Raw genomic sequence first — 25,041 nt, forward strand, 5'->3', positions numbered from 1 at the left:
CGCCTCAGGCGGCAAGTCGCGTTTCCGCGAGTTTCACCCAATAGGAAATCCCGTGCGGGATCGCTTCGTCGTTGAAGTCATAGGCGGGATGGTGCAGCCCGGCGGTGTCGCCGTTGCCCATGAAGATGAAGGCGCCTGGGCGGGCCAGCAGCATGTAGGAGAAATCCTCGCCGCCCATCATCGGGTCGAGCGATGCCCTGACATTGCCTTCGCCGGCAATTTCTGCCGCCGCCTTCAGCGCGTAGGCCGTCTCGTCCTCATGGTTGACGGTCACCGGATAGTTGCGGCTGTACCAGACGTCGACGGTCGCGCCATAGACGTCGGCGATGCCTTCGGCGATCAGCCGGATGCGGGTCTCGCCGATATCGCGCACTTCGGGCTTGAGCGTGCGCACGGTGCCGCCGAGCACAGCTTCCTCCGGGATGACGTTGTGGGCGAAGCCGGCGTTGAACGTGGTGACCGAGACCACGACCGAGGCGAGCGGATCAACTGTTCTGGACGCGATCGTCTGCAGCGCGGTGACGATCTGCGTGCCGATGACGATCGGGTCGATCGTCTTGTGCGGCTGGGCCGCATGGCCGCCGCGGCCCTTGATGGTGATGGTGAACTCGTCCGTCGACGCCATGATCGGGCCGACGCGGCTGCCGAAATGACCGATGGGCATGCCCGGCATATTGTGCATGCCGTAGACTTCGGCGATGTCGAAGCGCTCCATCATGCCGTCCTTGACCATCTCGTTGCCGCCGCCGCCGCCTTCTTCGGCCGGCTGGAAGATGACCGCGACGTTGCCGGCGAAGTTGCGGGTCTCGGCCAGATATTTGGCCGCGCCAAGCAACATGGCTGTGTGACCGTCATGGCCGCAGGCGTGCATCTTGCCGGAGGTTTCCGATGCCCAGGGCTTGCCGGTGGTTTCGGTGATCGGCAGCGCATCCATGTCGGCGCGAAGGCCGATCGTGCGGCCGGCACCGAGATTGCCCTTGATCAGACCGACGACGCCGGTCTGCCCAAGCCCGGTCACGATTTCGTCAACGCCGAACTCCTTCAGTTTCAATTCGACGAAGGCTGCCGTATTTTCCACCGCGAACAGGAGCTCGGGGTTCTTGTGCAGATGACGCCGCCATTCGGTGACTTCGTTCTGGAGTTCGGCGGCACGGTTGAGAATCGGCATGAGTTAAGTCCTGTCGGTCTGTTCGATCACATCTATCTGCGGTGGATTGGCGCAGCAGCCAATGAATGGGCTTTGCCATCTCCTTGCCATATAGGCTAAATAGCCGGACGAGACGAGGCAACAGCGGAATTTCGAGGACTATGGTGGTGACAGCAGGATTTTTCATGCGTGGCAAGGCAAGGGCAGTGGGTGTCGTAGCCGGTGCCTGCGCGAGCCTTCTCATGGCTTTGCCGGCATTTGCCAATCCGCGGCTCGTCGTCGACGTCAATACGTTGAAGGTCTACGAGCATCAGGACATCTTCCAGAAATGGTATCCGGCGTCGCTGACCAAGCTGATGACGGCCTATACCACCTTCCGGGCGATCAAGTCGGGACAGCTGGCGCTGACAAGCCCTGTTGTGATGACCAAGAACGCCGCCTCCGAGCCGCCGAGCAAGATGTTCTACAAGCCCGGCCAAGCGATGACGCTCGACAGCGCGCTGAAGATGATGCTGGTGAAGTCGGCAAACGACGTGGCGGTGGCGATCGCCGAGGCCGTCGGCGGTTCCGAGCCTGCCTTCATCGACCGGATGAATTCCGAGGCGCGCCGCATCGGCATGACGTCGTCGCATTTCATCAATGCCAACGGTCTGCCGGGTCCCGGCCAGTACACCACTGCGCGCGACCTCGCCGTGCTGGCGATCACGCTGAAGCGCGAGTTTCCCGAATACGCCTCCTATTTCTCGCTGGAAGGGTTCACCACCGGCAAGAAGGACTATTCGAACTACAACATGCTGATCGGCCGCTTCGAGGGCGCTGACGGCATGAAGACCGGTTTCATCTGCGCGTCCGGTTTCAACCAGGTCTCATCGGCGACGCGCGATGGCCGCAGCGTCGTTTCCGTCGTGCTTGGCGAAGACAGTCTCGGCGCCCGTGCCGACGAATCCGCGCGCCTGCTGCAAACGGCGCTGACGACATCGGGATCGGCCAAGCCGTCGCTGGTGCAGATTGCGCCCTATGGCGAAACGCGCGACGTCGTTGCCGACGTCAGCAAGCAGATCTGCTCGAAGGCCGCTGCCAAGGTGCGTAGCGAAGGTCGAGATGAAGCCGGCCGGCAGAAGCTGCTTTCGCCGTTCATCCACGAGATCAACCGGCCGCTGAAGCTGGCATTTGCCGGCCTCATCCCCGGCAGCGGCGACAAGCTCGCCAAGGCTGGCGCCGACCCTGCCGGCCAGGGCGATGTCGCCAACGTGCCGATCCCAGTGCCGCGGCCGAACCTCTGATCGGAGTTTCCAATGGTTAGCCCACTGCCGGCGGTGCCGGTCTCGATCCTGACCGGTTTTCTCGGTGCGGGCAAAACGACGTTGCTCAACCGGCTTTTGAAGGACCCGGATCTCTCGGATACGGCCGTTATCATCAACGAATTCGGCGACGTCTCCATCGATCACTTGCTGGTGGAAGCCTCGAGCGACGGTGTCATCGAGCTTTCCGACGGTTGCCTGTGCTGCACGGTGCGCGGCGAACTGGTGGATACCCTTGCCGATCTCATGGACCGCATGCAGACCGGGCGCATCAAGCCGCTGAAGCGCGTCGTCATCGAAACGACCGGGCTTGCGGATCCGGCGCCAGTGCTGCAGTCGGTGATCGGCAATCCCGTGATCGCCCAGAGCTTTCGTCTCGATGGCGTGGTGACCGTGGTGGATGCGGTCAACGGATTGCAGACGCTTGCCAACCACGAGGAAGCGCTGAAGCAGGTCGCGGTCGCCGACCGCATCGTCATCAGCAAGGCAGGGCTCGCCGATCAGTCACAGTTGGACGAACTGCGGCTGCGTCTGAAGGCGCTCAATCCGCGTGCGCCGTTCGTCGATGGCGACAGTGCCGAAGCGGGGCGGGCAGCGCTCTTTGCCTGTGGTCTCTATGACCCGGCATCGAAGATTGCCGATGTCGGCCGCTGGCTGCAGGACGAGGCCGATCACGGGCATGGTCACCACGATCACCATCATCATGACGGCGACCACCACCACCACAGCCATCACCACCATCATCACGATGCAACGCGCCATGGGGCGGACATTCGTTCGTTCAGCATCATGCATGACCGGCCGATCGAACCGATGGCGCTCGACATGTTCATCGATCTGCTGCGCTCGGCCCATGGCGAGAAGCTGTTGCGGATGAAGGCGATCGTCGCCGTCTCCGATAATCCGAACCGGCCGTTGGTCCTCCATGGCGTGCAGAACGTCTTTCACACGCCGGAGCGGCTTTCCGCCTGGCCGGATCCGGCCGATCGGCGCACGCGCATGGTGTTGATCACCAAAGGACTGAGCGAGGCCTTCGTGCGCGACCTTTTCGATGCCTTCACGGGGAAACCACGCATCGATCGCCCTGACGCTCAGGCGCTTTCTGACAACCCTCTGGTTGTGCCCGGTATGAAATTCTAGAATTGTTTGCTGCGGTTGGCCGCCTGTTGCTGCAGATGCCAGGAAAAAGGGTTAAAATCTGTAGTACTTTCGGGCGATGTTTTGCGGATCGGCCAAACATTTTTGGGCTAATATTTCGGCTTTACTTCCAGTCGCCGCAAGCGTTCGAAAAATGCTGCTGCGTCTGTCACGCTCGCAGGATGGGGCCCGTCGAAACTCGGAGTTAATCTTCTAAGTATTTGAAAATATTGTAGTAATCTGGCTCTTTTCTGCTCCCTTGTATACAAAATTATTGCTCTTTTAAATCATAGCGCGAATATTTGCGCGGCGGCACGGGACATTCTGTCGTGTGCTTCGTGCCCTTGCTAAATTAACTAGAAGTTAAGCGTCTTCTTTAAAACCGGAACCCGATGAACTAGCATGTTTGTTGCGGAGGGAGAGCAACGACCATGTCGATATCAGTTGCATTTGTTGACGACCATCCGATCCTTCTGGAAGGGCTGGTCAGTTTATATTCTGGAAAAAGTGACCTCGAGATCGTCGCCAAGGGCGAAAGCGCGGTCGATGCTTTGAAAATAGTTGAAGACTTTTCACCTGAAGTTCTCGTGCTCGATTTGAGCATGCCCGGCGACGCCATTGCGGCTATCGAGCTGGTTGCGCAAAAATACAAAGACACGCGGATCATCGTCTTCACCGCAAATTCAAGCATTGAAACCGCGATACAAGTCCTGAACTACGGGGTCTCTGGCTATGTGCTGAAAGGCAGCAGTGCCAGCGACCTGCACGAGGCCATACGCACGGTCTATGACGGCGAGACGTTCATCACGGCGGGGTTTGCAACCAAGGTCATCATGGCGATGAAGACTGCGGAAATCCGTCGGCGGTCCCAGGCGCAACGACGCCTGAGCCTGCGCGAGGAACAGATCGTTCGCCATCTCATGCGTGGCAGCACGAACCGCGAAATAGCGGCCTGTCTTGATATCAGCGAAAAGACCGTGAAACACTACATGACGGTCTTGATGCAGAAACTCGACGTCAGGAACCGCGTGGAAGTGGTGCTGGCAGCGCAGCGGCTGGATGTGTTGCCGGACGGCTCGGCCGAACGCAGCGCGTCACGGCGCATCAACTAGGCGATCGAATTCGATCGCTAAGAACGCCGCATTCAGCGCGAATGCGGCGTTCAAGGCGTTTCGGCTAATGTCCAACAGGCCTTACTGCATAATTCCTTAAATCGGAATCGATTTAAGGACAAAATTATGCAGCAACTCAAACTGTTACAGCGACCTTTGCGCGTCTAAATGGACGCGCGGCGCTGTAGCCAGATCTATGGGCGATCGAACGCGCCGCCGCTGTGATCAAGCGGCAGGACGGCTGTTACCACCGTTCCGTTCGGTCGGCGGATGGTGCGTATGCGGCCGCCAAAGGCGCGAATGCGGCGTTTCTGCGTGATGGTGCCGAGCCCTGTGCGGCCGGCACGGGGTGGCGTCGCTGCTGTCGATGGCGCGACACCCACATCGGCCACCGTGATGAACAGGCGGTTATGGCGCGTGCCGTAGCGCAGATGCTGGCGGTTGCCCGGTGCATGTCTTTCGCTGTTCATCAAGGCCTCCTGGATGAAGCGATAGACGCAGATGTTGAGATGCGCATCGACCTTCTGCGACGCGATCAACCCGACGACGTCGATGTCGCGGCCAATGAGATCCATATGCCGCCTTACCGCAAGCAGGATCGTGTCATCGAGGGACATATCGTCGAGTTCCGGCAGCACGAGATCCGTCGAAATGTTCCGCAGTTCCTCAAGCACGGTCGTGACCGTGCTGACCATCTTGTCGATATCCCGCGGCCCGATCGGGTCCGTTGGTTGGCCGTCAGCCGGCTTCGAAGTCATGTCGCTCAGCTTCAGCTTGAGCAATGTCAGCAGTTGGACCGGACCGTCGTGCAGATCCGTACCGATCTGGTCGAGGATCATCTCATTGAGCTTGCCGGCTTCGAGCCGTGCGGTCTCCGCGGCCCCGCGCAGCCGTCGGTTCTGATTGGAAAGTTCGAGTGCCCGTCCAAGGCTATGGCGGATGGCGGCGTGCTGACGATCAATGAGCCGGCTGCCGCTGCGCACGATCAGGAAGAGCAGTGCGAGCATCGGCACCGAGATCAGGAGCACGATGTCGATCGTCTCCCGCCAGGCCGTCGACAACTCACCTACCAGAAAATCGGGGCGCTCGTAGAATTCGCCGACAAGCAGCACCTTGCCCGCCTCGTCGCGCACGAGCGGCGCATAGACCTCGATGTACATGCCGCGCTGTTCGTCGCCGGTGTATTCGTGTTTCTCGATCATTGTGCGGGAAACAACGATCTCGCCCCTAAGGGCGCGCTGTAGTTCGTCAAAGACAATCTCTTCGTCGATCATTTTGCCCGTAGTCGAATACATCAAGCTTCCGCTTGGCTCCCAGATCTTCAGCTCGTGGACATGTTGGCCAAGCGCGCTTGTGCCGAGAAGTTGCTTCAGCCTGTCTTCGACGATCGGCGGAAGCGTTCCGCGTTTGATATCCTCCTCAGCGATCAGCGGCGCAACGAATGTCTGGAGATAGGCGGCGCCGAGCGAGCCGACGCTATTGAACACGGTTTTCTCAAGGCGGTGCGTCGTCCAGATCGCAAGGGCGATCATCAGCGCCACGACGACGAAGGAGGCGATGATGATGAACTGAACCTCGAGCCGCAGCCGCTGGAATGTCGACAGCAGGTTTCGCAAGACGGCTGGCCGGCCCAAGTTCTGCACGAAGGTTTGCTTGGCCGTTTCTGTGTCGTTCCTGGCGGAGTCCATGAGATTTGCCCGATCACGTGTTGGGGCTTTATATTCTCTATTCCTTAAAAATGCGTCCGCGAATTCCGGCATCATCGACACAAATCGCAATCGATGCCAGGGAATTGCGCAGTCAATCAAATGGTTACAATGACCTTTCCTCGAGGGCAAGGATGTGGCGCGTGATGATGGGCCCAGCTCGGCGCTGCGGCTGAATAGGATCTCGGCCGGCGGGCGCAATGCGAGCGGCTGATCGAGAACATTGTGGTTCGGCGTCAGACGCCCTTGCGGATCAGGAAGCGATGCCCGCCTTCTGCCGGGCAAGCCGCCTCGAGGCTATGGCCGTCTTCCCGGCAGAAATGGGGGATATCAATCACCGCCATCGGATCGGTGGTCTCGATCTCGAGCAGCGCGCCTGCGGCCATGGAGGCGATACGCTTGCGGGCCTTCAAAACGGGAAGGGGGCATTTAAGCCCCCTGAGGTCGTAGACCGTCTTCTGTTCGTCAGGCATCAATTGCCCCAGATCTTCCAGAATGGGCGCTTCTTCGGCGGTTCCTCGACGGCAACAGGTGCTTCAGTCGCTGGCGCCGCTGCGCCCTCAGCACTTGCGGATGCCATCGCGGTACTCTGAGGCTGAGCATTTTGACGTGCTGCGGCCGACCGTGCCTGCTTTGCCGCTGCGCCTGCCGGCTGCGCCTGCGGCTCAACGGCTGCCTGCTGCTCCGGGGCCACGGCGACGGCTGCAGGTGCCTGTTCTGCGGCCTCGCCCTTGGAGAACAGGCTCCAGAAGGACTTCTTGGCCGGCTGCTGCTCGACGGCCGCCTGCAGTACGGGCTGAGGGATGGGATTGGCGGCGGGAACCGGCACATGGGTGCCGCCCTTGGTCGCCTTTTCCAGTTCCTTCTTCTGGATCTCGACAGCCAGCTTGGTTTCTTCGGCTTCCTTCTGTTCGGCCAGCTTCTTCTCGAGGTCGCTTGCCTTCATCAGTTTGCCGGCATCGATCGAGTTGCCGGTCGGCGCGTAGGCGAGTTCGCGGCCGGCGCGCTGCTTGGCGACGATCGCCTTGCGCTCGGCCTCGCTCGGCTCGTACCAGACCATGCCGTCGTACTTCTTCATTGCCTTGTCGTAGTCGAGCTGGTAGCCCTTGTCGAACGTCGACATCGCCATCTGCAAGGCGGGCGGGGTCGACATCGCCGGGCACTGGCCGCCCGGGTTGAAGGCGCCGCTGCCCTGCTGGTTGAAGACGTATTTCTTCTCGCAGACATTGATTTCCGGCGGACGCTTGGTGACTTCGAACTGATCGTAGCCGACCTTCAGCATCTTCCAGAAGTCGATGTTGGGATTGTTGCGATGACGCGCCATGTTCTCGGCGGTCATGCGGAAGGGGAAAGCCTGCAACTGGACGCTTTGCTGCCCGCCCTTGAAGGCGTCGCGGGCCATGGCGAAAATCTCGACCATCTGCTCGTCGGTCATCGAGTAGCAGCCGGACGACGAACAGGCGCCGTGGATCATCAGATGCGTACCCTGACGGCCGTTGGCGCGGTCATAGGTGTTGGGGTAGCCGGTGTTGATCGCCAGATAATATTTCGAGTTGGGGTTCATCTGGTGCGGGAACAGCGGATAGAAGCCCTCCGGCGCCTGACGGTCGCCTTCCTTCACCTTGGGGCCGAGCTTGCCCGACCAGGCGCAGATCTTGTAGCTCTTCAAGAGCTGGAAGCGATTGGCCGTATTGGCCTTCCAGACCTCGAGCGTTCCTTCCTCCTTGAAGATGCGCAGCGCGATCGGGGATGTCTTCTGCATCCCGAGCTTGCTCATCTCGGCGGCCATCTTGCTGGAAAGCTGGTACTCGGTCTTGTTCTTGACGGTCGAAAGATCGACAGCCGCCGTGTCCAGGGTATCGTTGGTGCAGCCGGCAAGCAGCGCGGCAACAGCGGCGGTGGCTACAAGGTTTCTCAAGCGCATCAGCGAAAGCCCGTTCAAACCAAAACTCGTCAGTGCGAGCCGCGTCCGACGGGAGGGCTCTTAGGGAATCAGTAAGCCATTATACTTCACGAATTCTTAACCCTGCAGGATGCCCTGCGCACGCCGTTGTTCATGACCCCACGAATATGGCCAAGATTTGGCCACAGTCCGATTTGTGGTTGCGAATTTTCGCCGAACAATCGCTTAGGTTCAGAGGTTCCGGCCGATATTCAGGTACTTCTGTCGGCGGTCGGTGCGCAGTTGGTCGCCGTTGCGTCCGGACAGTTCCTTCAGCGCATCGGCAATCACCGTTCCGGTGCGGGCGATAACCGACTGCGGGTCGCGATGCGCGCCGCCGACGGGCTCGGGGATGATGCCGTCGATCACGCCGAGCGCCTTCAGATCTTCAGACGTGATCTTCATGTTGCTGGCCGCTTCCTTGGCGCGGGTCGAATCGCGCCAGAGGATCGAGGCCGCACCTTCCGGCGAGATGACGCTGTAGATCGCGTGCTCAAGCATATAGACGCGGTTGCCGGTCGCGATCGCGATGGCGCCGCCGGAGCCGCCTTCGCCGATGACGACGGTGACGATCGGCACGCGCACGTTCAGGCACATTTCGGTCGAGCGGGCGATGGCTTCCGCCTGGCCGCGTTCTTCCGCGCCGACGCCGGGATAGGCACCGGCGGTGTCGATCAGCGTGATCAGCGGCAGGCTGAAGCGGTCGGCCATTTCCATGATGCGGATGGCCTTGCGGTAGCCCTCAGGGCGCGGGCTGCCGAAGTTGTGCTTGATGCGCGACTTGGTATCGCTGCCCTTTTCCTGGCCGAGGACGGCGACGGGCATGCCGCGGAAGCGCGCAAGCCCGGCCTGGATGGCCTCGTCGTTGCCATAGTTGCGGTCGCCGGCGAGCGGCGTGAATTCGGTGAAGAGTTCCGCGGAGTAGTCGAGGAAGTGCGGGCGCGAGGGGTGGCGGGCGACCTGGGTCTTCTGCCACGGCGTCAGCTTCGAATAGATCTCGGCCATCGCATCGCGGACGCGCGTCTCGAGCCGTTCGACCTCATCCGAAGTGTTCACACTCTCGTCTTCGCCGGCGAGCTTCTTCAGTTCGAGAATCTTGCCTTCGAGGTCGGAGATAGGTTTTTCGAAATCGAGATAGTTGTGCATGAGATGCGTTTCCGATCGTTTTGCGACAAGGACCTGCCGGCCGAAACCAGCCTGCCCGGCGGTCCTAATCCTGTTTTTTCGCCTGTTTGGCAAGAGGGTGATGGTTTTGCACGAGGTCGTGCAGCCGTTCTTCCAGAACATGTGTATAGATTTGTGTCGTGGAAATGTCCGAGTGACCCAGTAGTTCCTGCACGGCACGGAGGTCGGCGCCGTTGGCAAGCAGGTGGCTGGCGAAGGCATGACGCAGCACATGCGGGGAGATTGTCGCCACGCGGATACCGGCACGCGCAGCCAGCGATTTCAGGTCGCGGGCAAAGACCTGGCGGGGGAGAAAACCTGCCTTTGCAGACGACGGAAACAACCACGGGCTTTCGCGCTCAACCTTGTCCGCTTTCGCAGACTCTTCAGCCAGAGCCGCACCGTAAAGCCGCATCGCGCGGATCGCCGCCTGGGACAGCGGCACCAGTCGTTCCTTGTTGCCCTTGCCGCGGATGACAAGAAAGCGCCCGTTCTGTGCCAGCACGCTTGCCGGCAGCGACACCAGTTCGCTGACGCGCATGCCGGTCGCGTAGAGAAGCTCCATCAACGCATGCATGCGCAGCTTGGAAAGCCGCTCCGACCCGTCTGTCGTGGCCTCGGCTTCGGTCTCGGCCCGGCCGATCAGCCGTGAAACGTCGTCGACGCTCAGCGTCTTCGGCAGGCTTCTGCCCTTTTTCGGCGCATCGAGGATGCCTGTCGGGTCGTCGCCGCGCAGGCCCTCGGCATAGAGGAACTTGTAGAACTGCCTGAGCGCCGACAGCCGCCGCGCCTGCGAGGACGGCTTGAAGCCTTGGCCCGCCAGATGGGCGAGATAATGCCGGAGATCGTCGGTTGCGGCGCTCGTGAGCCCCGTTCCTCGGCTGCGCATGTGGGACAATGCGTCGTCCAGATCGCGCTCGTAGGATTGCAGCGTGTTGACGGCGGCGCCGCGTTCGGCGCTCATCATTTCGAGGAAGGCCTCGACATGTGCCGCGGAAAGATCGCTCATTGGGTCTTGTTGACCCGTTCGGAGGGGATCTTCACGGTCACGTCCCGCTCGACCGGTTCGACGAAGGTGACGAGCGCGATCATCGTGCCGTAGATCAGCCCGGCGATGATGCCGCAGAAAAACAGGAACCGGAAGAGGGTGGGCATTTCAGTCTCCTCTGCATGGTTCCTTAAACCGGAGCGAATTTAAGGATAAAATCATGCAGCCGTTGAATGTGCTACAGCAACCTTGTGCGCGTCGGACCGGACGCGCCACAGTTTGGCGGATGCTCGATCTATATGTACGCCCCTTTCGCCAAGTTCAAGAAGCATGCACGGACGCGCGCGACGGCTTGACGCTCCACCCCGATTTGTCGATACCGGAAGGGAATGGGGAATAAGAAGTCCAATGAACGACGTGATCGAACCGGTTTCCGCGACGCTTGCCGAACGGGCGAAGCTTGCGCTCGGTAAACGCAATCTCGTTTTCATCGGCCTGATGGGTGCCGGCAAATCGGCGATCGGCCGGCTTACGGCGCAGGCGCTCGGCATTCCCTTCGTCGATTCCGACCACGAGATCGAGCGCGTCTCGCGTATGACGATCAGCGATCTTTTTACCCGCTACGGCGAGGACGAGTTTCGGGCGCTGGAAGCGCGTGTGTTGAAACGCCTGCTGCGCACCGGCCCCCGTGTCGTTTCCACCGGCGGCGGCGCCTATATCAACGAGCGATCGCGGCGCCAGATCAAGCGCGGCGGCCTGACGATCTGGCTCAACGCCGAACTGGACGTGCTCTGGGAGCGGGTCAACAAGCGCGACACGCGACCGCTCTTGAAGACCGAGAACCCCAAGCAGACCCTCGAAAACCTGATGCGCGCCCGTTACCCGATCTACGCGGAAGCCGATCTGACGGTATTGTCGCGCGATGTGAACAAGGAGACGATGGTGGAGGAGGTTCTCACCGCCGTCATAGATTTCCGGAAAGTGCCAAATGATGAATAGCCATGTGATGCCCGCCGCCGAGCGCAAGGTTCGTGTCGATCTCGGCGATCGTTCCTATGACATTCTGATCGGCCCGGGGCTGATCGCTGCCGCGGGCGGCGAGATCGCGTCGCGCCTCAAGGGGCGCAAGGTGGCCGTCATCACCGACGAGAACGTGGCGCCTCGCTATCTCGATCAGTTGATGGCAAGCCTCAAGGACAGGGATATCGAGGGCGTGTCGTTGGTGCTGCCCGCCGGCGAGAAGACCAAAAGCTTCGAGCATCTCATCCCGGTCTGCGAGACGGTGCTTGGCGCCCGGATCGAGCGCAACGACGCGGTGATCGCGCTCGGCGGCGGTGTCATCGGCGACCTGACCGGCTTTGCGGCCGGCATCGTGCGTCGCGGCTCGCGCTTCATCCAGATCCCGACATCGTTGCTGGCGCAGGTCGATTCCTCGGTCGGCGGCAAGACCGGCATCAATTCGCCGCACGGCAAGAACCTGATCGGTGTCTTCCACCAGCCGGATCTGGTGCTCGCCGACACGGACGTGCTCGACACGCTGAGCCCGCGCGAGTTCCGCGCCGGCTATGCCGAAGTTGCGAAATACGGCCTGATCGACAAGCCGGACTTCTTCGCCTGGCTGGAGAAGAACTGGCAGGCGGTGTTTTCCGGTGGGGCGGCGCGCATCGAGGCGATCGCGGTCAGTTGCCAGGCCAAGGCCGATGTGGTGGCGGCGGACGAGCGGGAGAACGGCCAGCGTGCGCTGCTCAATCTCGGCCACACCTTTGGCCACGCGCTGGAGGCCGCCACCGAATACGACAGTGCACGGCTGGTGCATGGCGAAGGCGTGGCGATCGGCATGGTGCTGGCGCACCAGTTCTCAACGCGCATGAACCTGGCGAGCGCCGACGATGCGACCCGGGTCGAAGCGCATTTGAGAGCCGTCGGCCTGCCGACGCGCATGTCCGAAATCCCCGGCCGCCTGCCGCCGGCCGAAAAGCTGATGGACGCGATCGCCCAGGACAAGAAGGTCAAGGGCGGCAAGCTCACCTTCATCCTGACCCGGGGCATCGGCCAGTCCTTCGTCGCCGACGACGTGCCGGCCTCCGAGGTCCTGGGCTTCCTGAGGGAAAAGCACCCGCAATGACCGGCGAAGCATTCCTGGCGTTTCTGGCGGAATACTGGCTGTCGATTGTCGCGGTCTTCTGCCTGCTGTTGTTTTCCGCCTTCTTCTCGGGCTCCGAGACGGCGCTGACCGCGGCTTCGCGCTCGCGCATGCATTCGCTTGAGAACAATGGCGACGAGCGGGCGGGCATCGTCAATCGCCTGATCGAGCGCCGCGACAGGCTGATCGGCGCGCTTCTGATCGGCAACAATCTCGTCAACATTCTTGCCTCGTCCCTGGCGACGAGCCTGTTGATCGGCCTGCTCGGCAATTCGGGCGTGGCGATCGCCACGGTCGTCATGACCGTGCTTTTGGTGATTTTCTCCGAAGTGCTGCCGAAGAGCTGGGCGATCGCGTCGCCGGATCGCTTCGCGCTGACGGTGGCGCCGGTCGTCCGTCCCTTCGTCGCCGTGGCCGGACCGCTGTCGAGCCTCGTCAACGGCATCGTGCGCCGCATCCTGTCGCTGTTCGGCGTCAATCTTTCCTCCGAGATGTCGATGCTTTCGGCGCATGACGAACTGCGCGGCGCAGTCGACCTGCTGCACCGCGAAGGCTCGGTCATCAAGGCCGACCGGGATCGGCTCGGCGGCGTGCTCGATCTCGGGGAACTCGAGATCTCCGACATCATGATCCACCGCACCAACATGCGGGCGATCAACGCCGACGATCCGCCGGAGATCTGCGTGCGCGATATCCTGCAAAGCCCGTTCACGCGCCTGCCCTTGTGGCGGGGCGCCACCGACAACATCATCGGGGTGGTGCACTCCAAGGATCTGCTGCGCGCGCTTGCGGAACCGGACGTCGAGCCCGAAAACCTCGACATCGTCAAGATCGCGCAGAAACCCTGGTTCGTTCCCGACACGACCAATCTCAAGGACCAGCTCAACGCCTTCCTGCGCCGCAAGCTGCATCTTGCCATCGTCGTCGACGAATACGGCCAGGTTCAAGGGCTGGTGACGCTTGAGGATATTCTGGAGGAGATTGTCGGTGATATCGCCGACGAGCACGATCTTGATATCCAGGGCGTTCGCCAGGAGGCCGACGGTTCGATCGTGGTCGATGGCTCGGTGCCGATCCGCGACCTCAACCGCGCGCTCGACTGGTCGCTGCCCGACGAAGAGGCGACGACGGTCGCCGGTCTGGTGATCCACGAGTCGAAAAGCATCCCGGAGGAGCGTCAGGCCTTCACCTTCCACGGCAAGCGCTTCATCGTGATGAAGCGGGTGAAGAACCGGATCACGAAACTCAGGATCCGTCCGGCCGACGACCAGACGCCGATCGCCTGATGGCTACCAGCGCGTCGGCTCGCCGGGTGCCGCCGGCTCGACCGCCAGCGCGTGCAGGCCGGCGTCGAGTTCCGGCTTCAACAGGTCGTTGATGGCGCGATGGCGCGCCACCCGGCTCATGCCGGCAAAGGCCTCGGCAACGATGCGGATGCGCATATGGGTTTCGCCGCCGCCGTCGAAGTCCGGCTGATGGCCCGCGTGCAGGTGGCTTTCGTTGATCACCGCCAGCCGCTCGGGATGAAAGGCGTCGGTCAATTTCTGTTCGATCGTGTCCCGCAGCGACATTCTTCCGTCCCATTTCCTTGGTTGCTGGGTGCCCTTGTGTTGGTCGGGTCCGCAGCGCGGCCTTGGCGGCGCAAAATGCCCGCACAAAGCCAGCAACATTCCGCTTTGTCAATTCTTGTTGTGGCCCCGGCCAACGCCCATAATGAGCACCATGAGACTCGATTCAAAATACTTCGATCGCATTCGGACACGGCGCAAGGTCGAGCCGCGCGCAGAGCCGGCCGCCCCCACCTGTCAGTGGGACGGCTGCGACAAGAAGGGCGTTCATCGCGCACCCGTCGGCCGCAATGCCGAGGGGCAGTATTTCATGTTCTGCTTCGAGCATGTGAAAGAATACAACAAAGGCTACAACTACTTCTCCGGCCTCTCCGACAGCGAGGTCGCGCGCTACCAGAAGGAAGCGGTGACCGGACATCGTCCGACCTGGACCGTCGGCGTCAACAAGAATGCCAAGAATAGCCCGACCCAATCGCAGACCCGTTCAGGCTCGGCCGGGGCGCAGGCGCGCATGCGTGATCCCTTCGGTTTCGTCAGCGAGGCAAAGGCGCGCGCCGGCCGTCCCGAGCCACGCCAGCGCAAGCTGAAAACGCTCGAAGCCAAGGCCTATGAGACGCTCGGCCTCGGTGCCTCGGCGAGCGCCAGCGATATCAAGGCGGCCTACAAGGATCTGGTCAAGAAACACCACCCGGACGCCAATGGCGGGGACAGGGGATCGGAGGAGCGTTTTCGCGCAGTAATTCAAGCCTACCAATTGTTAAAACAGGCTGGTTTCTGCTAACAACGCGGATTATTACAGAAGCACTTTTGCAGGCGAATGCGCGGGTGCCGTCCGGTGGCCGCTCTGGAGACATGATGAGCAAGATTGACCTCGATATTTCCAACCTCCCCGACACGACCGTATCGGTTCGGGAGGTTTTCGGCATTGACACGGATTTGCGCGTTCCCGCCTACACGAAGGCCGACGCCTACGTGCCGGATCTCGATCCGGACTACCTCTTCGACCGCGAAACCACGCTCGCCATTCTCGCAGGCTTTGCCCACAACCGACGCGTGATGGTCTCGGGCTATCACGGTACCGGTAAGTCCACCCACATCGAGCAGGTCGCAGCGCGCCTCAACTGGCCGTGCGTGCGCGTCAACCTCGACAGCCATGTCAGCCGTATCGATCTCGTCGGCAAGGACGCGATCGTCGTCAAGGACGGTCTGCAGGTCACCGAGTTCAAGGACGGCATTCTGCCCTGGGCCTACCAGCACAATGTCGCGCTCGTCTTCGACGAATACGATGCCGGCCGCCCGGACGTGATGTTCGTCATCCAGCGCGTGCTGGAATCCTCCGGTCGCCTGACACTGCTCGACCAGAGCCGCGTCATTCGCCCGCACCCGGCGTTCCGCCTGTTTGCGACCGCCAACACCGTCGGTCTCGGCGATACCACCGGCCTCTACCACGGCACGCAGCAGATCAACCAGGCGCAGATGGACCGCTGGTCGATCGTCACGACGCTCAACTACCTGGCGCATGACAAGGAAGTCGACATCGTTGCCGCCAAGGTCAAGGGCTTTACCGCCGACAAGGGCCGCGAGACCGTTTCCAAGATGGTGCGCGTTGCGGATCTTACCCGCGCCGCCTTCATCAATGGCGACCTGTCGACGGTGATGAGCCCGCGTACGGTCATCACCTGGGCCGAGAACGCCTATATCTTCGGCGATATCGCCTTTGCCTTCCGCGTGACCTTCCTCAACAAGTGCGACGAGCTGGAGCGGGCGCTGGTCGCCGAGCATTACCAGCGTGCTTTCGGCGTCGAGCTCAAGGAGAGCGCCGCCAATATCGTACTGGAAGCCACCGCCTGAGCCATGGCAGGGGCGGAGGCGAAGGGCGCTCCGGCGCTTCGCTATTTCGCTGCGTGACGACGGCGACGAGATCGTGGGCGGCATCGTCGCCTACACCGCGTGGAACTGGTGCTTCATCGAACTGCTCTGGGTAGACGAGGCGCTGAGAGGGTCCGGCACGGGCGCGAGCTCGTTGCGCGTGTCGAGGCAGTCGCCGCAAGCCGCGGCGCCCGCTACATCTATGTCGACACGTTTAGCTTCCAGGGCGACGGCTTCTATCAGAAGCTGGGTTACGACGTTTATGGCAAACTCGATGATTTCCCGCCGGGATTTCACCGCATCTGGCTGAAGAAGGAACTCTCGTGAGCTCGAACTCCAAGGCAAAGCCGACCACGCGCGAAAATGCTGCCGAACCGTTCAAGCGGGCGCTTTCCGGCTGCATCCGATCGATCGCTGGCGATGCCGAGGTGGAGGTGGCCTTTGCCAACGAGCGGCCGGGCATTGCCGGCGAGCGCATCCGGCTGCCTGAAATATCCAAGCGGCCGACGCGGCAGGAGCTCGCCGTGACACGCGGCCTCGGCGACAGCATGGCGCTGCGCAAGGCCTGTCATGACGCGCGCATCCACGCGACGATGTCGCCGCAGGGCGCTGACGCACGGGTGATCTTCGACGCCGTCGAGCAGGCGCGGGTCGAAGCGATCGGCTCGCTGCGCATGGAGGGCGTTGCCAAGAACCTCAACTCGATGCTCGAGGAGAAATATTCCAAGGCCAACTTCGGCGCGATCAGCAAGCAGGCCGATGCGCCGCTGGGTGAGGCCGTGGCATTGCTGGTGCGCGAGAAGCTGACCGGCGAGAAGCCGCCGGCATCCGCCGGCAAGGTGCTCGATCTCTGGCGCGACTTCATCGAGGAAAAGGCCGCCGGCGACATGCGCAATCTTTCGGCTGCGCTCAACGACCAGCAGGCCTTCGCCCGCGTCGTGCGCGACATGCTGACGTCGATGGATGTTGCCGAGAAATACGGCGACGACGACATCGAGCCGGACGAGCAGGAAAGCGAGACCGACGAAGATCAGCCGCGCAGCCAGGAGCAGGACGAGAACGCCAGCGACGAGGAAGCCGGCGACGATGCGGCACCCGCCGACGAAAACCAGGCTGCCGAAGAGCAGATGGAAGAAGGCGAGATGGACGGCGCGGAGATTTCCGACGACGACCTGCAGGACGAGGGTGACGAGGACAGCGAGACGCCCGGCGAGGTCAAGCGCCCGAACCAGCCGTTTGCCGACTTCAACGAAAAGGTCGACTACACCGTCTTCACCCGCGAGTTCGACGAGACCATCGCGTCGGAAGAACTCTGCGACGAGGCGGAGCTCGATCGCCTGCGCGCCTTCCTCGACAAGCAGCTCTCGCATCTTCAGGGTGCGGTCGGCCGGCTTGCCAACCGCCTGCAGCGCCGCCTGATGGCGCAGCAGAACCGGTCCTGGGAGTTCGACCTGGAAGAGGGCTATCTCGATACCGCGCGCCTGCAGCGCATCGTCATCGACCCGATGCAGCCGCTCTCGTTCAAGCGCGAGAAGGATACGAACTTCCGCGACACCGTGGTGACCCTGCTGATCGACAATTCCGGCTCGATGCGTGGCCGGCCGATCACGGTTGCGGCGACCTGCGCCGATATTCTGGCGCGCACGCTGGAGCGCTGCGGCGTCAAGGTCGAGATCCTCGGCTTTACCACCAAGGCCTGGAAGGGCGGGCAATCGCGCGAGAAGTGGCTGGCCGGCGGCAAGCCGCAATCGCCGGGCCGCCTCAACGACCTGCGCCACATCATCTACAAGTCGGCCGATGCGCCGTGGCGGCGCGCGCGCCGCAATCTCGGCCTGATGATGCGTGAGGGCCTGCTCAAGGAAAACATCGACGGCGAGGCGCTGATCTGGGCGCATGAGCGCCTGATGGCCCGGCGCGAGCAGCGCCGCATCCTGATGATGATTTCGGATGGCGCGCCGGTCGACGATTCGACGCTGTCGGTCAATCCGGGCAACTATCTCGAGCGGCACCTGCGCGCCGTGATCGAGCAGATCGAGACGCGCTCGCCGGTCGAACTGCTGGCGATCGGCATCGGTCACGACGTGACGCGCTATTATCGCCGCGCCGTGACGATCGTCGATGCGGACGAACTGGCTGGCGCGATGACCGAGCAGCTTGCCGATCTGTTCGAAGACGAAAGCATGAGCCGCCGTCCGGGGCGGACGCGCCGCGCAGGATAATCTTTCGCGAAGCCGGGGCGGCCTTCCGTCGCCCCGTTTCATCCCCAAGGCGGCCACCATTGCCGCCTCCTCCCTGCCTATCCTGCCCGCCCGAAGGAACTCCCCCAGATGCTTGGCCGCGGTCTCCTCGTTCTTTCCCTGCTGGCCTCGACTGGCGTGGCGTGGGCCGCCAGCGGCAGCGAGACGCTGCCCATTGCCAGCCGGCAGATAGACGCTTTCAAGGTCGGCTCCAGCCAGACGCGGTTCGGTCAGCTCGAATTCATCGGCGGACTGGAGATGACGTCGCCCAACGCGCTGTTCGGCGCGGTTTCGGCGATCCGTTTCCGGACAGATGGATCCTCGTTCGTCGCCGTCATGGATACGGGCCATTGGCTTGAGGGCGCCGTGACCCGTGATGCTGACGGCAGGCTTTCAGGCCTGACGGACCTGACGGCGACGCCGATGGCAGACAGGAGCGGTGCTGTCGGGCTGGAGAAATGGAAGGTGGATTCGGAGGGGCTGGCGCTGCGCGAAGGCGAGGTGATCGTCAGCTACGAGCAGGCCCATCGCATCGATATCTACCCGGACCCGGCCTTAGCCGGCTCGAGGCCGATCGGCAGCCTGCCGTTACAGTTCCCGAAGACGGAGCTTCGCAACAATGGCGGGCTCGAGACCGTGGCGATTTCACCGAAGGATGGCCCGCTCGGCGGCGCTGCCGTCACCGTGTCCGAGCGTAGCGTCGACCAGGCGGACAATCTTCTTGCAGGCATTGTCGACGGCCCGATGAAGGGCGCCTTTGCGGTTGTCCGCACCGAGCCCTACGCGGTCACCGACGGCGCTTTCCTGCCCGATGGCGACCTCCTGTTGCTGGAGCGGCGGTTCAACTTCGCCTCCGGCCTCGGCATGCGCATCCGCCGTATCCCGGGTGCAAGCATCCAGCCGGGCGCTGTGGTTGACGGCGACGTCATTCTCGAAGCCGACATGGGCTATCAGATCGACAACATGGAGGGCCTTGACGTTGTCACAGGTCCCAATGGCGATGTCCGCATCATCGTCGTTTCCGATGACAACCACTCGATCCTCGAGCGCAATCTGATGCTGGAATTCCGCCTGATCAAATGAAAACGGGGCCATTCGGCCCCGTCATCGATCGCGTGTTTCAGATGATATCAGGCCGCGGCCTTGGCTGGTGGCATGGGCTTGATCACGCTCATCAGCGCACCGTAGGGCAGCAGCATGACGATGCCGCAGACGATCTTGACCGTCAGGTCGCCGAGCGCCCAGGAGATCCAGCGCGGAGCCTCGGTCGAAAGGATGCCGAGTAGCGGTGCCGTCTCCAGCGCAAAACTGTCATTCGGACCGAAGAACACGAAAAACGGTGCAAAGGCGAAGGAGAAGAACATCGCGGTGTCGAGCGCCGAGCCGATCAGCGAGCCGGCCAGCGGCGCGCGCCACCAGCTCTGGCGGCGGAGCTTGTTGAACACCGAGATATCCAGGAGCTGACCGAACAGGAAGGCGGAGCCGGAGGCGATCGCGATGCGCGGCGTCGCAGCGAAGAAGGAGAGAACGATCGCCACGAGGAAGCCGGCAACGACGACACGGCGGGCAATGCGCGGGCCGAAATGGCGGTTGGTCAGGTCGGTGACGAGGAACGCGAAGGGATAGCTGAAGGCGCCCCAGATCAGGAGGTCGCCGAGCTGCATGCCGGCGATCGAGCCAGGCAGCGGGTATTGAACGAGGAAGTTCGAGGCCACGACCACCAGGGTCATGAGCGCGACATAAACGAAGAACGTACGGTTGATCAGCATTTTTTTATCCTGGGAGATGCCACCAGTTGGAGAGCGGGAGCCGGACTCAAGCGCCCGGCCGATGAAAACCTTCAAATCACACACGAGAAAAAGGCTTGCCGGATAAACCTGCAAGCCTTTTTAAGTCGTGTCAGAGACAGACGCTGGCGCCGATTAAGCGGCGGCTGCTTCAGCAGCCTTCTTGACGATCTGACGGCGCAGCAGGCGAGCGCGCATGCTCAGCTCGTTCTCGTCAGCCTTCACGAGGAAAGCGTCGAGGCCGCCGCGGTGTTCAACCGAGCGGAGAGCCGCTGCGGAAACGCGCAGGCGGAAGCGCTGGCCGAGAGCATCGGAAATCAGCGTGACGTTGCACAGGTTCGGAAGGAACTTGCGCTTGGTCTTGTTGTTAGCATGGCTAACATTGTTGCCCGACTGGACGCCCTTGCCGGTCAATTCGCAACTACGGGACATGGTACACCTATTCTCTTTATCGCCGCCGGACGATGCGGTAGCGGGCCCAGAGCCCAGGCCGCGTTCCTGTTGGCCATTATTGGAAAGTTGCGGTTCTATAGTCAGAGACGGCCCGCCCGTCAAGCCAAACCTCTTGCATTCTCGGAAAACCACCGTTTCTCGCGGCCGTTTCTGCATCAGGCAAGCTCGATCGTGGTCACAATAATGCTTCGCGAAGGCCATTCCAAGCCGATTTACTATGCGCTATCTGTTGTCTTGTGGATGCAGGAGAGCGCCTGACGCGCCCGGCGGCCCGACGGCCGGATCTCTCGGAAAAGGCGTAGAAAAGCCGCAAACGGCCTGCATTCCAAGGCATTGCGACGACATTCGAGTGATGGATCTCTGAAGGTATGAAGTTGCGCATCGGTTCTCGCGCGGTAGCGCTGCTGTCGGCGGCATTGTTTTCCACAGCATCGCTTGCCGCGGATGTCGAGCATCAAACGGATTACAGCATCTCGCTTGCCGGTTTGCCGCTTGCGAGAGCGTCGTTCCATACGGCGGTTGAAAAGAATCGCTACACGATATCAGGAACACTGCACTCGGCGGGTCTCGTCGAGATTTTCAGCCGGACATCGGGCCAGACCCGTGTTTCCGGCGTCATCGGCCGCGACCATCTGCGCGCCAACGAATATTCGATGTCCTACCGCAGCGGCAAGAAGGGCCGGGCGATCAGCGTCACCTACGCCAACGGCAACGTCGTGCATGCCAGCATGAATCCGAAACGGACGCCGCTACCGAAGAACTGGGTACCGGTGACCTCGCGCGACATGCGCAACGTGCTCGATCCGCTGTCCGGCCTCATCATTCCGGCGAAGGCCCGCGTCTGCCCTAACACGCTGCCGATCTTCGACGGCGAATCGCGTCTGGACATCAAGCTGTCGGCGAAAGGGACCAGGCCGTTCAAGACCAAGGGGTTTGACGGCGAGGCGATCGTCTGCGGCATCCGCTTCGTTCCGAAGGCGGGCTACAAGAAGGGGCGCGAAGACGTCGAATATCTCAGGCGGCTGCAGACCATGGAAATCTGGTTTGCCAAGTCGGACGCCGTCGATGTCTATGCGCCTGTCTATGTGCGCATCCCGACCAAGCTTGGTCCCGTGACGGTTTCGGCGACGCGATTCGGCGGTTGAAACGATCGATCGGCGACAACGGCACCAGAGCCGGATGATTTCAGGCCGAATCGACCTGAAATCCGAATCCGCTCTAGAATCAAATAAGTAGAGCGTGATTTCGACCGAAAACCGCTTATACTTTTCGGCATCAGGCTCTAACAATTCGCACCGAGTCATGATTTTATCCGCGCCGGTTTTCGCGAAGAGGCCGTGTGAGGGGATAAGACATGAAGTTCAGGGCAACGTTGATCGGTGCGACCGCCATTTTGATGTGGTCGCTTCTGGCGCTGTTTACCGCTGCGTCGGGTAAAATGCCGCCGTTCCAGTTGTCGGCGATCTGTTTCCTCATCGGCAGTCTTCCCGGACTGATCGTTCTCGCGCTGAAGCCCGAGCGGCTCGCGCTTCTAAAACAGCCGGCCAAGGTCTGGATCACCGGCATCGCCGGCCTTTTCGGCTATCACTTTCTCTACTTTACCGCGCTTCGCAACGCGCCGGCCGTCGAGGCGGGCCTGATCGCCTATCTCTGGCCGCTGCTGATCGTCGTCGGCTCGGCCCTTTTGCCGGGCGAACGGCTGCGCTGGTACCACGTTGCCGGTGCCTTCGCGGGCCTGATGGGGACGATCATGATCGTCGCCCGCAACGGCATCGCCTTCGACGACGCCTATCTCATGGGCTACGGCGCCGCGTTGCTGTGTGCCTTTACCTGGTCGGGCTATTCGCTTTTGACGCGCCGTCTCGAGGCGGTCTCGACCGATGTCGTCACCGGCTTCTGCCTGGCGACGTCGATCCTTTCCTTCCTCTGCCATCTTGGTCTCGAGACGACCGTCTGGCCGGAAACGACGTTCGAGTGGCTGGCGGTTGCGGGCCTTGGCCTGCTGCCGGTAGGCGCTGCCTTCTATGCCTGGGACTTCGGCGTCAAGAACGGCAATATCCAACTGCTCGGTGTTGCCAGCTACGCAGCCCCCGTTCTGTCGACGCTGATCCTGATCCTGTTCGGCTTTGCCGAACCGTCTTGGCGCATTGCGGCTGCGTGTCTCTTCGTCACGGGCGGTGCCGTGCTGGCAGCCAAGGACATGATCTTCCGTGGGGGCCGCACGGCTGTACAGCCGGCAGAGTAACGGCGGAACGGCTCTATCTCTGCGGTCTTGCGCATTTCCTGACGGAAAACCGCTTCGCCCTTTTTCTGGAAATGCTCTATTTCGCAGGCGGCGCCCAGTCGGGGGCCGCCATCTCGAAGACGGAGAAATCGAAGCCCGGCGCCACCGTGCAGCCGACAAGCGTCCAGTCGCCGAGCGAGACGGCGGATTGCCACCAGTTGGGCGGCACCAGCCCTTGCGGGCGCTCGCCGTTCAGAATGCCGGGACCGAGACGCAGAACCGTTGCAGGCGCCCCTTCGGCGGCAATGCTCAGTTCCAGCGGCGCGCCGGCATAGTGATGCCAGATCTCGGCGGCATCGCGCACCCGATGCCAGTGCGAGCGCTCGCCGCGCTCCAGGAGATAGTAGATCGCCGTCGAGTGGCCACGCGGCCCGCCGCTCCCGTCGCGAAAGGTCTGCACATACCAGCCGCCTTCGGGATGGCGCGTCAGTCCGAGCATTTCGATGATGGCGGCGGGCGTCAGTTCCTGGTCGGCCGCCATCAGAAATTATCCTTCCGCTTGCGGATTTCGGCAAAGACGGCCGCGTCGGTCGCCCCTTCCATGCCGAGATGCGCGCGGATCTTCGCGTCGGCGGCGCGCAGGAACGGGTTGGTGCGCTTTTCAAGGCCGATCGTCGTGGGGGCAGTAAAGCCGCCGTCGCAGCGGGTTTCCTCGATCTCGGCGGCACGCTCCTTCAGCGCACTATTGTCGGGATCGATCGTCACGGCAAAATGGGCGTTCGACAGCGTGTATTCGTGACCGAAATAGACCGTCGTGTCGTCGGGCAGGACCAGCAGGCGGCTGAGCGACTGCCACATCGTCTCCGCCGTCCCCTCGAACAGGCGGCCGCAGCCGAGCGCAAACAGGGTGTCGGCTGCAAAGAGCAGCTTGTCATCCGGAAAGTGGAAACAGATATGGCCGGCGGTGTGCCCGGGCGTTTCGATGACCTCGATCGGGTGGCCGACAAAGTCGAAGCGTTCGCCATGGCGCACGCTCCTGTCGATGCCCGGGATCTTTGTCGCTTCTGCCGCCGGCCCGATGATGATGGCGCCGAAACGATCCTTGAGCGCGACGTTGGCCGCGACATGGTCGCCATGGTGATGGGTGGTGAGGATATGGGTGAGCGTCCAGCCCCGGCGCTCCAGCGCCTCCAGGATCGGCTGCTCCTCCGGCGCGTCGATCGACGCGGTGGCGCCGCTTGCCGGGTCGTGCAGCAGCACGCCGAAATTGTCGGTGCGGCAAAGGAAAAGGTCGAGTTCGAGTGCGGCCATGGCATGTCTTCCGATCGGCTTCTTCTGCATGATCTTTCGATCGGAATCGATCTTTGGCAACATCATGCAGCGTGTTTAAAGCGCTGCAGTGACCGTTGCGCGTCATATTCGACGCACGGCACTGCAGTCACTGCTGCCGAATGTAGCGAGGCTTGCCTTGAAGTCTACCGCTTCAAGGCTAACATGTTGCGCATGCACACCGATATCGTCGATCTCCGAGAATTCTATCATTCCGAACTGGGCCGCATGGCGGAACAGTCCGTGACCATGGCGCTGTCCTCGGTCTGGGCGCGCCTGCCGGAGGAACGGCTCGTCGGGCTCGGCTATGCCGTGCCCTATCTCGAACGCTTTCGCAAGGACACCGAGCGGACCTTCGCCTTCATGCCGGCGGGGCAGGGGGCGGTGAACTGGCCGGTGGCCGAGCTGTCCTCGACGGCGCTGGTGTTCGACGAGGAACTGCCGCTGCCCGATGCCTCGATCGACCGGGTGTTGATGGTCCATTCACTGGAATTTGCCGAAAGCCCGCGCGAGACGATGAAGGAAATCTGGCGGGTGCTGGCGCCGGGCGGCCGGCTGGTGATCGTCGTGCCCAATCGCCGCGGCGTCTGGGCGCGCATGGAGCATACGCCGTTTGGTTCCGGCCGGCCCTATTCGCGGGGTCAGTTGACGGCGCTCTTGCGCGAAACGAACTTTACGCCCGGCGCATCGGCGGAGGCGCTGTTCTTCCCGCCGTCGAAGCTGAAGATGATCCTGCGCCTGCGCCGCGGCTTCGAGCGGCTTGGCCGGTCGCTCTGGCCGGTCTTTTCCGGCGTGATCGTGGTGGAGGCGCAGAAGCGGCTTTATCAGGGGTTGCCGGTTGCCGCGCGCGCGTCGCGTCGCGTGTTCGTGCCGGTGCTGGCCCCGCAGGGTATCCCCAGCACCCGGGAGAGACCGCGCGCTCAGTCGTGACCAC

26 protein-coding genes and 1 pseudogene are annotated in these 25,041 nt (G+C 62.1%); 15 read left to right on the plus strand and 12 right to left on the minus strand.

The window, feature by feature from the left end; all coding sequences use genetic code 11:
* Positions 1-4: 4 nt before the first annotated feature.
* Positions 5-1,168 carry a M20 aminoacylase family protein gene (locus tag BC360_RS05680; RefSeq protein ID WP_065794560.1) on the minus strand — a complete coding sequence of 388 codons (1,164 nt, stop codon included), beginning with the start codon at positions 1,166-1,168 and terminating at the stop codon, positions 5-7.
* A 164-nt stretch (positions 1,169-1,332) separates the two neighbouring features.
* Here BC360_RS05680 and BC360_RS05685 point away from each other — a divergent pair, with 164 nt between their 5' ends.
* The 3 genes from BC360_RS05685 to BC360_RS05695 all read left to right on the plus strand — a co-directional run bounded on the left by BC360_RS05685 (position 1,333) and on the right by BC360_RS05695 (position 4,697).
* The gene (locus tag BC360_RS05685) at positions 1,333-2,430 is read left to right on the plus strand and encodes a D-alanyl-D-alanine carboxypeptidase family protein (protein WP_065781120.1); all 1,098 of its coding nucleotides are present in this window, start codon (positions 1,333-1,335) and stop codon (positions 2,428-2,430) included.
* Positions 2,431-2,442: 12 nt separating this feature from the next.
* The gene (locus BC360_RS05690) at positions 2,443-3,588 is read left to right on the plus strand and encodes a CobW family GTP-binding protein (RefSeq protein ID WP_065794561.1); all 1,146 of its coding nucleotides are present in this window, start codon (positions 2,443-2,445) and stop codon (positions 3,586-3,588) included.
* 428 nt (positions 3,589-4,016) lie between these two features.
* On the plus strand, positions 4,017-4,697 hold the full coding sequence (locus BC360_RS05695) for a response regulator (protein ID WP_065780864.1): 681 nt from the start codon (positions 4,017-4,019) through the stop codon (positions 4,695-4,697).
* Between the two features lie 194 nt (positions 4,698-4,891).
* Here the strand turns inward: BC360_RS05695 and BC360_RS05700 are convergent, their stop codons facing one another.
* The 6 genes from BC360_RS05700 to BC360_RS31330 all read right to left on the minus strand — a co-directional run bounded on the left by BC360_RS05700 (position 4,892) and on the right by BC360_RS31330 (position 10,664).
* On the minus strand, positions 4,892-6,385 hold the full coding sequence (locus tag BC360_RS05700; protein ID WP_244512672.1) for a sensor histidine kinase: 1,494 nt from the start codon (positions 6,383-6,385) through the stop codon (positions 4,892-4,894).
* Between the two features lie 254 nt (positions 6,386-6,639).
* On the minus strand, positions 6,640-6,876 hold the full coding sequence (locus BC360_RS05705) for a sulfurtransferase TusA family protein (protein WP_065780862.1): 237 nt from the start codon (positions 6,874-6,876) through the stop codon (positions 6,640-6,642).
* Complete coding sequence (locus BC360_RS05710) at positions 6,876-8,327, minus strand: L,D-transpeptidase family protein (protein ID WP_065794589.1); 1,452 nt, start codon at positions 8,325-8,327, stop codon at positions 6,876-6,878. Before BC360_RS05710 ends, BC360_RS05705 begins: the two co-directional genes overlap by 1 nt.
* A 210-nt stretch (positions 8,328-8,537) precedes the next feature.
* Positions 8,538-9,491 carry an acetyl-CoA carboxylase carboxyltransferase subunit alpha gene (locus tag BC360_RS05715; protein WP_065780861.1) on the minus strand — a complete coding sequence of 318 codons (954 nt, stop codon included), beginning with the start codon at positions 9,489-9,491 and terminating at the stop codon, positions 8,538-8,540.
* 64 nt (positions 9,492-9,555) lie between these two features.
* Entirely contained in the window at positions 9,556-10,518 is a 963-nt protein-coding gene (xerD, locus tag BC360_RS05720) for a site-specific tyrosine recombinase XerD (protein WP_065780860.1), read from the minus strand.
* Positions 10,515-10,664, minus strand: a complete 150-nt coding sequence (locus BC360_RS31330; RefSeq protein WP_139109926.1) for a hypothetical protein — start codon at positions 10,662-10,664, stop codon at positions 10,515-10,517. The genes xerD and BC360_RS31330 overlap by 4 nt, the downstream gene beginning before the upstream one ends.
* Positions 10,665-10,905: 241 nt before the next feature.
* On the opposite strand from BC360_RS31330, the gene BC360_RS05725 reads away from it, so the two are divergent.
* The 3 genes from BC360_RS05725 to BC360_RS05735 are packed head-to-tail and all read left to right on the plus strand — an operon-like array spanning position 10,906 to position 13,926.
* A complete protein-coding gene (locus tag BC360_RS05725; RefSeq protein ID WP_065794562.1) occupies positions 10,906-11,496 on the plus strand; it encodes a shikimate kinase in 591 nt (196 codons plus the stop codon).
* The gene (gene aroB / locus BC360_RS05730; protein WP_065794590.1) at positions 11,489-12,622 is read left to right on the plus strand and encodes a 3-dehydroquinate synthase; all 1,134 of its coding nucleotides are present in this window, start codon (positions 11,489-11,491) and stop codon (positions 12,620-12,622) included. The genes BC360_RS05725 and aroB overlap by 8 nt, the downstream gene beginning before the upstream one ends.
* On the plus strand, positions 12,619-13,926 hold the full coding sequence (locus tag BC360_RS05735) for an HlyC/CorC family transporter (protein WP_065794563.1): 1,308 nt from the start codon (positions 12,619-12,621) through the stop codon (positions 13,924-13,926). The genes aroB and BC360_RS05735 overlap by 4 nt, the downstream gene beginning before the upstream one ends.
* A gap of 3 nt (positions 13,927-13,929) precedes the next feature.
* Here the strand turns inward: BC360_RS05735 and BC360_RS05740 are convergent, their stop codons facing one another.
* Positions 13,930-14,211, minus strand: a complete 282-nt coding sequence (locus tag BC360_RS05740) for a BolA family protein (protein ID WP_065780857.1) — start codon at positions 14,209-14,211, stop codon at positions 13,930-13,932.
* Positions 14,212-14,353: 142 nt separating this feature from the next.
* On the opposite strand from BC360_RS05740, the gene BC360_RS05745 reads away from it, so the two are divergent.
* The 6 genes and pseudogenes from BC360_RS05745 to BC360_RS05765 all read left to right on the plus strand — a co-directional run bounded on the left by BC360_RS05745 (position 14,354) and on the right by BC360_RS05765 (position 19,397).
* Positions 14,354-14,989, plus strand: a complete 636-nt coding sequence (locus BC360_RS05745; protein WP_065780856.1) for a J domain-containing protein — start codon at positions 14,354-14,356, stop codon at positions 14,987-14,989.
* A 74-nt stretch (positions 14,990-15,063) separates the two neighbouring features.
* Positions 15,064-16,059, plus strand: a complete 996-nt coding sequence (gene cobS / locus BC360_RS05750) for a cobaltochelatase subunit CobS (RefSeq protein WP_065780855.1) — start codon at positions 15,064-15,066, stop codon at positions 16,057-16,059.
* Positions 15,998-16,165: pseudogene (locus BC360_RS33095) on the plus strand (hypothetical protein); the annotation flags it as partial. The gene cobS and the pseudogene BC360_RS33095, both read left to right, overlap by 62 nt.
* A 2-nt stretch (positions 16,166-16,167) precedes the next feature.
* The gene (locus BC360_RS05755; protein WP_139109927.1) at positions 16,168-16,404 is read left to right on the plus strand and encodes a hypothetical protein; all 237 of its coding nucleotides are present in this window, start codon (positions 16,168-16,170) and stop codon (positions 16,402-16,404) included.
* Entirely contained in the window at positions 16,401-18,296 is a 1,896-nt protein-coding gene (gene cobT, locus BC360_RS05760; RefSeq protein WP_065780854.1) for a cobaltochelatase subunit CobT, read from the plus strand. Before BC360_RS05755 ends, cobT begins: the two co-directional genes overlap by 4 nt.
* A gap of 108 nt (positions 18,297-18,404) precedes the next feature.
* Positions 18,405-19,397, plus strand: coding sequence for an esterase-like activity of phytase family protein (locus BC360_RS05765; protein WP_065794565.1), 993 nt, complete (start codon positions 18,405-18,407; stop codon positions 19,395-19,397).
* A gap of 47 nt (positions 19,398-19,444) precedes the next feature.
* Here BC360_RS05765 and BC360_RS05770 read toward each other — a convergent pair whose 3' ends face one another.
* Positions 19,445-20,083, minus strand: a complete 639-nt coding sequence (locus BC360_RS05770) for a VUT family protein (protein ID WP_065794566.1) — start codon at positions 20,081-20,083, stop codon at positions 19,445-19,447.
* Between the two features lie 153 nt (positions 20,084-20,236).
* Complete coding sequence (rpmB, locus tag BC360_RS05775; RefSeq protein WP_053249751.1) at positions 20,237-20,533, minus strand: 50S ribosomal protein L28; 297 nt, start codon at positions 20,531-20,533, stop codon at positions 20,237-20,239.
* 389 nt (positions 20,534-20,922) lie between these two features.
* Between rpmB and BC360_RS05780 the strand changes: the two genes are divergently transcribed.
* Both BC360_RS05780 and BC360_RS05785 read left to right on the plus strand, forming a co-directional pair.
* The gene (locus BC360_RS05780; RefSeq protein ID WP_065780851.1) at positions 20,923-21,699 is read left to right on the plus strand and encodes a DUF3108 domain-containing protein; all 777 of its coding nucleotides are present in this window, start codon (positions 20,923-20,925) and stop codon (positions 21,697-21,699) included.
* A gap of 209 nt (positions 21,700-21,908) precedes the next feature.
* Positions 21,909-22,799, plus strand: coding sequence for a DMT family transporter (locus BC360_RS05785; RefSeq protein ID WP_065780850.1), 891 nt, complete (start codon positions 21,909-21,911; stop codon positions 22,797-22,799).
* A 76-nt stretch (positions 22,800-22,875) separates the two neighbouring features.
* Here the strand turns inward: BC360_RS05785 and BC360_RS05790 are convergent, their stop codons facing one another.
* Entirely contained in the window at positions 22,876-23,319 is a 444-nt protein-coding gene (locus BC360_RS05790; protein ID WP_065794567.1) for a cupin domain-containing protein, read from the minus strand.
* On the minus strand, positions 23,319-24,089 hold the full coding sequence (gloB, locus tag BC360_RS05795) for a hydroxyacylglutathione hydrolase (RefSeq protein WP_065794568.1): 771 nt from the start codon (positions 24,087-24,089) through the stop codon (positions 23,319-23,321). Before gloB ends, BC360_RS05790 begins: the two co-directional genes overlap by 1 nt.
* A 183-nt stretch (positions 24,090-24,272) precedes the next feature.
* Between gloB and BC360_RS05800 the strand changes: the two genes are divergently transcribed.
* Entirely contained in the window at positions 24,273-25,037 is a 765-nt protein-coding gene (locus BC360_RS05800; protein WP_413813726.1) for a class I SAM-dependent methyltransferase, read from the plus strand.
* Positions 25,038-25,041: the final 4 nt, after the last annotated feature.

The organism is Ensifer sp. LC163, assembly GCF_001695855.1.
In the GTDB taxonomy this organism is placed as follows: domain Bacteria; phylum Pseudomonadota; class Alphaproteobacteria; order Rhizobiales; family Rhizobiaceae; genus Ensifer.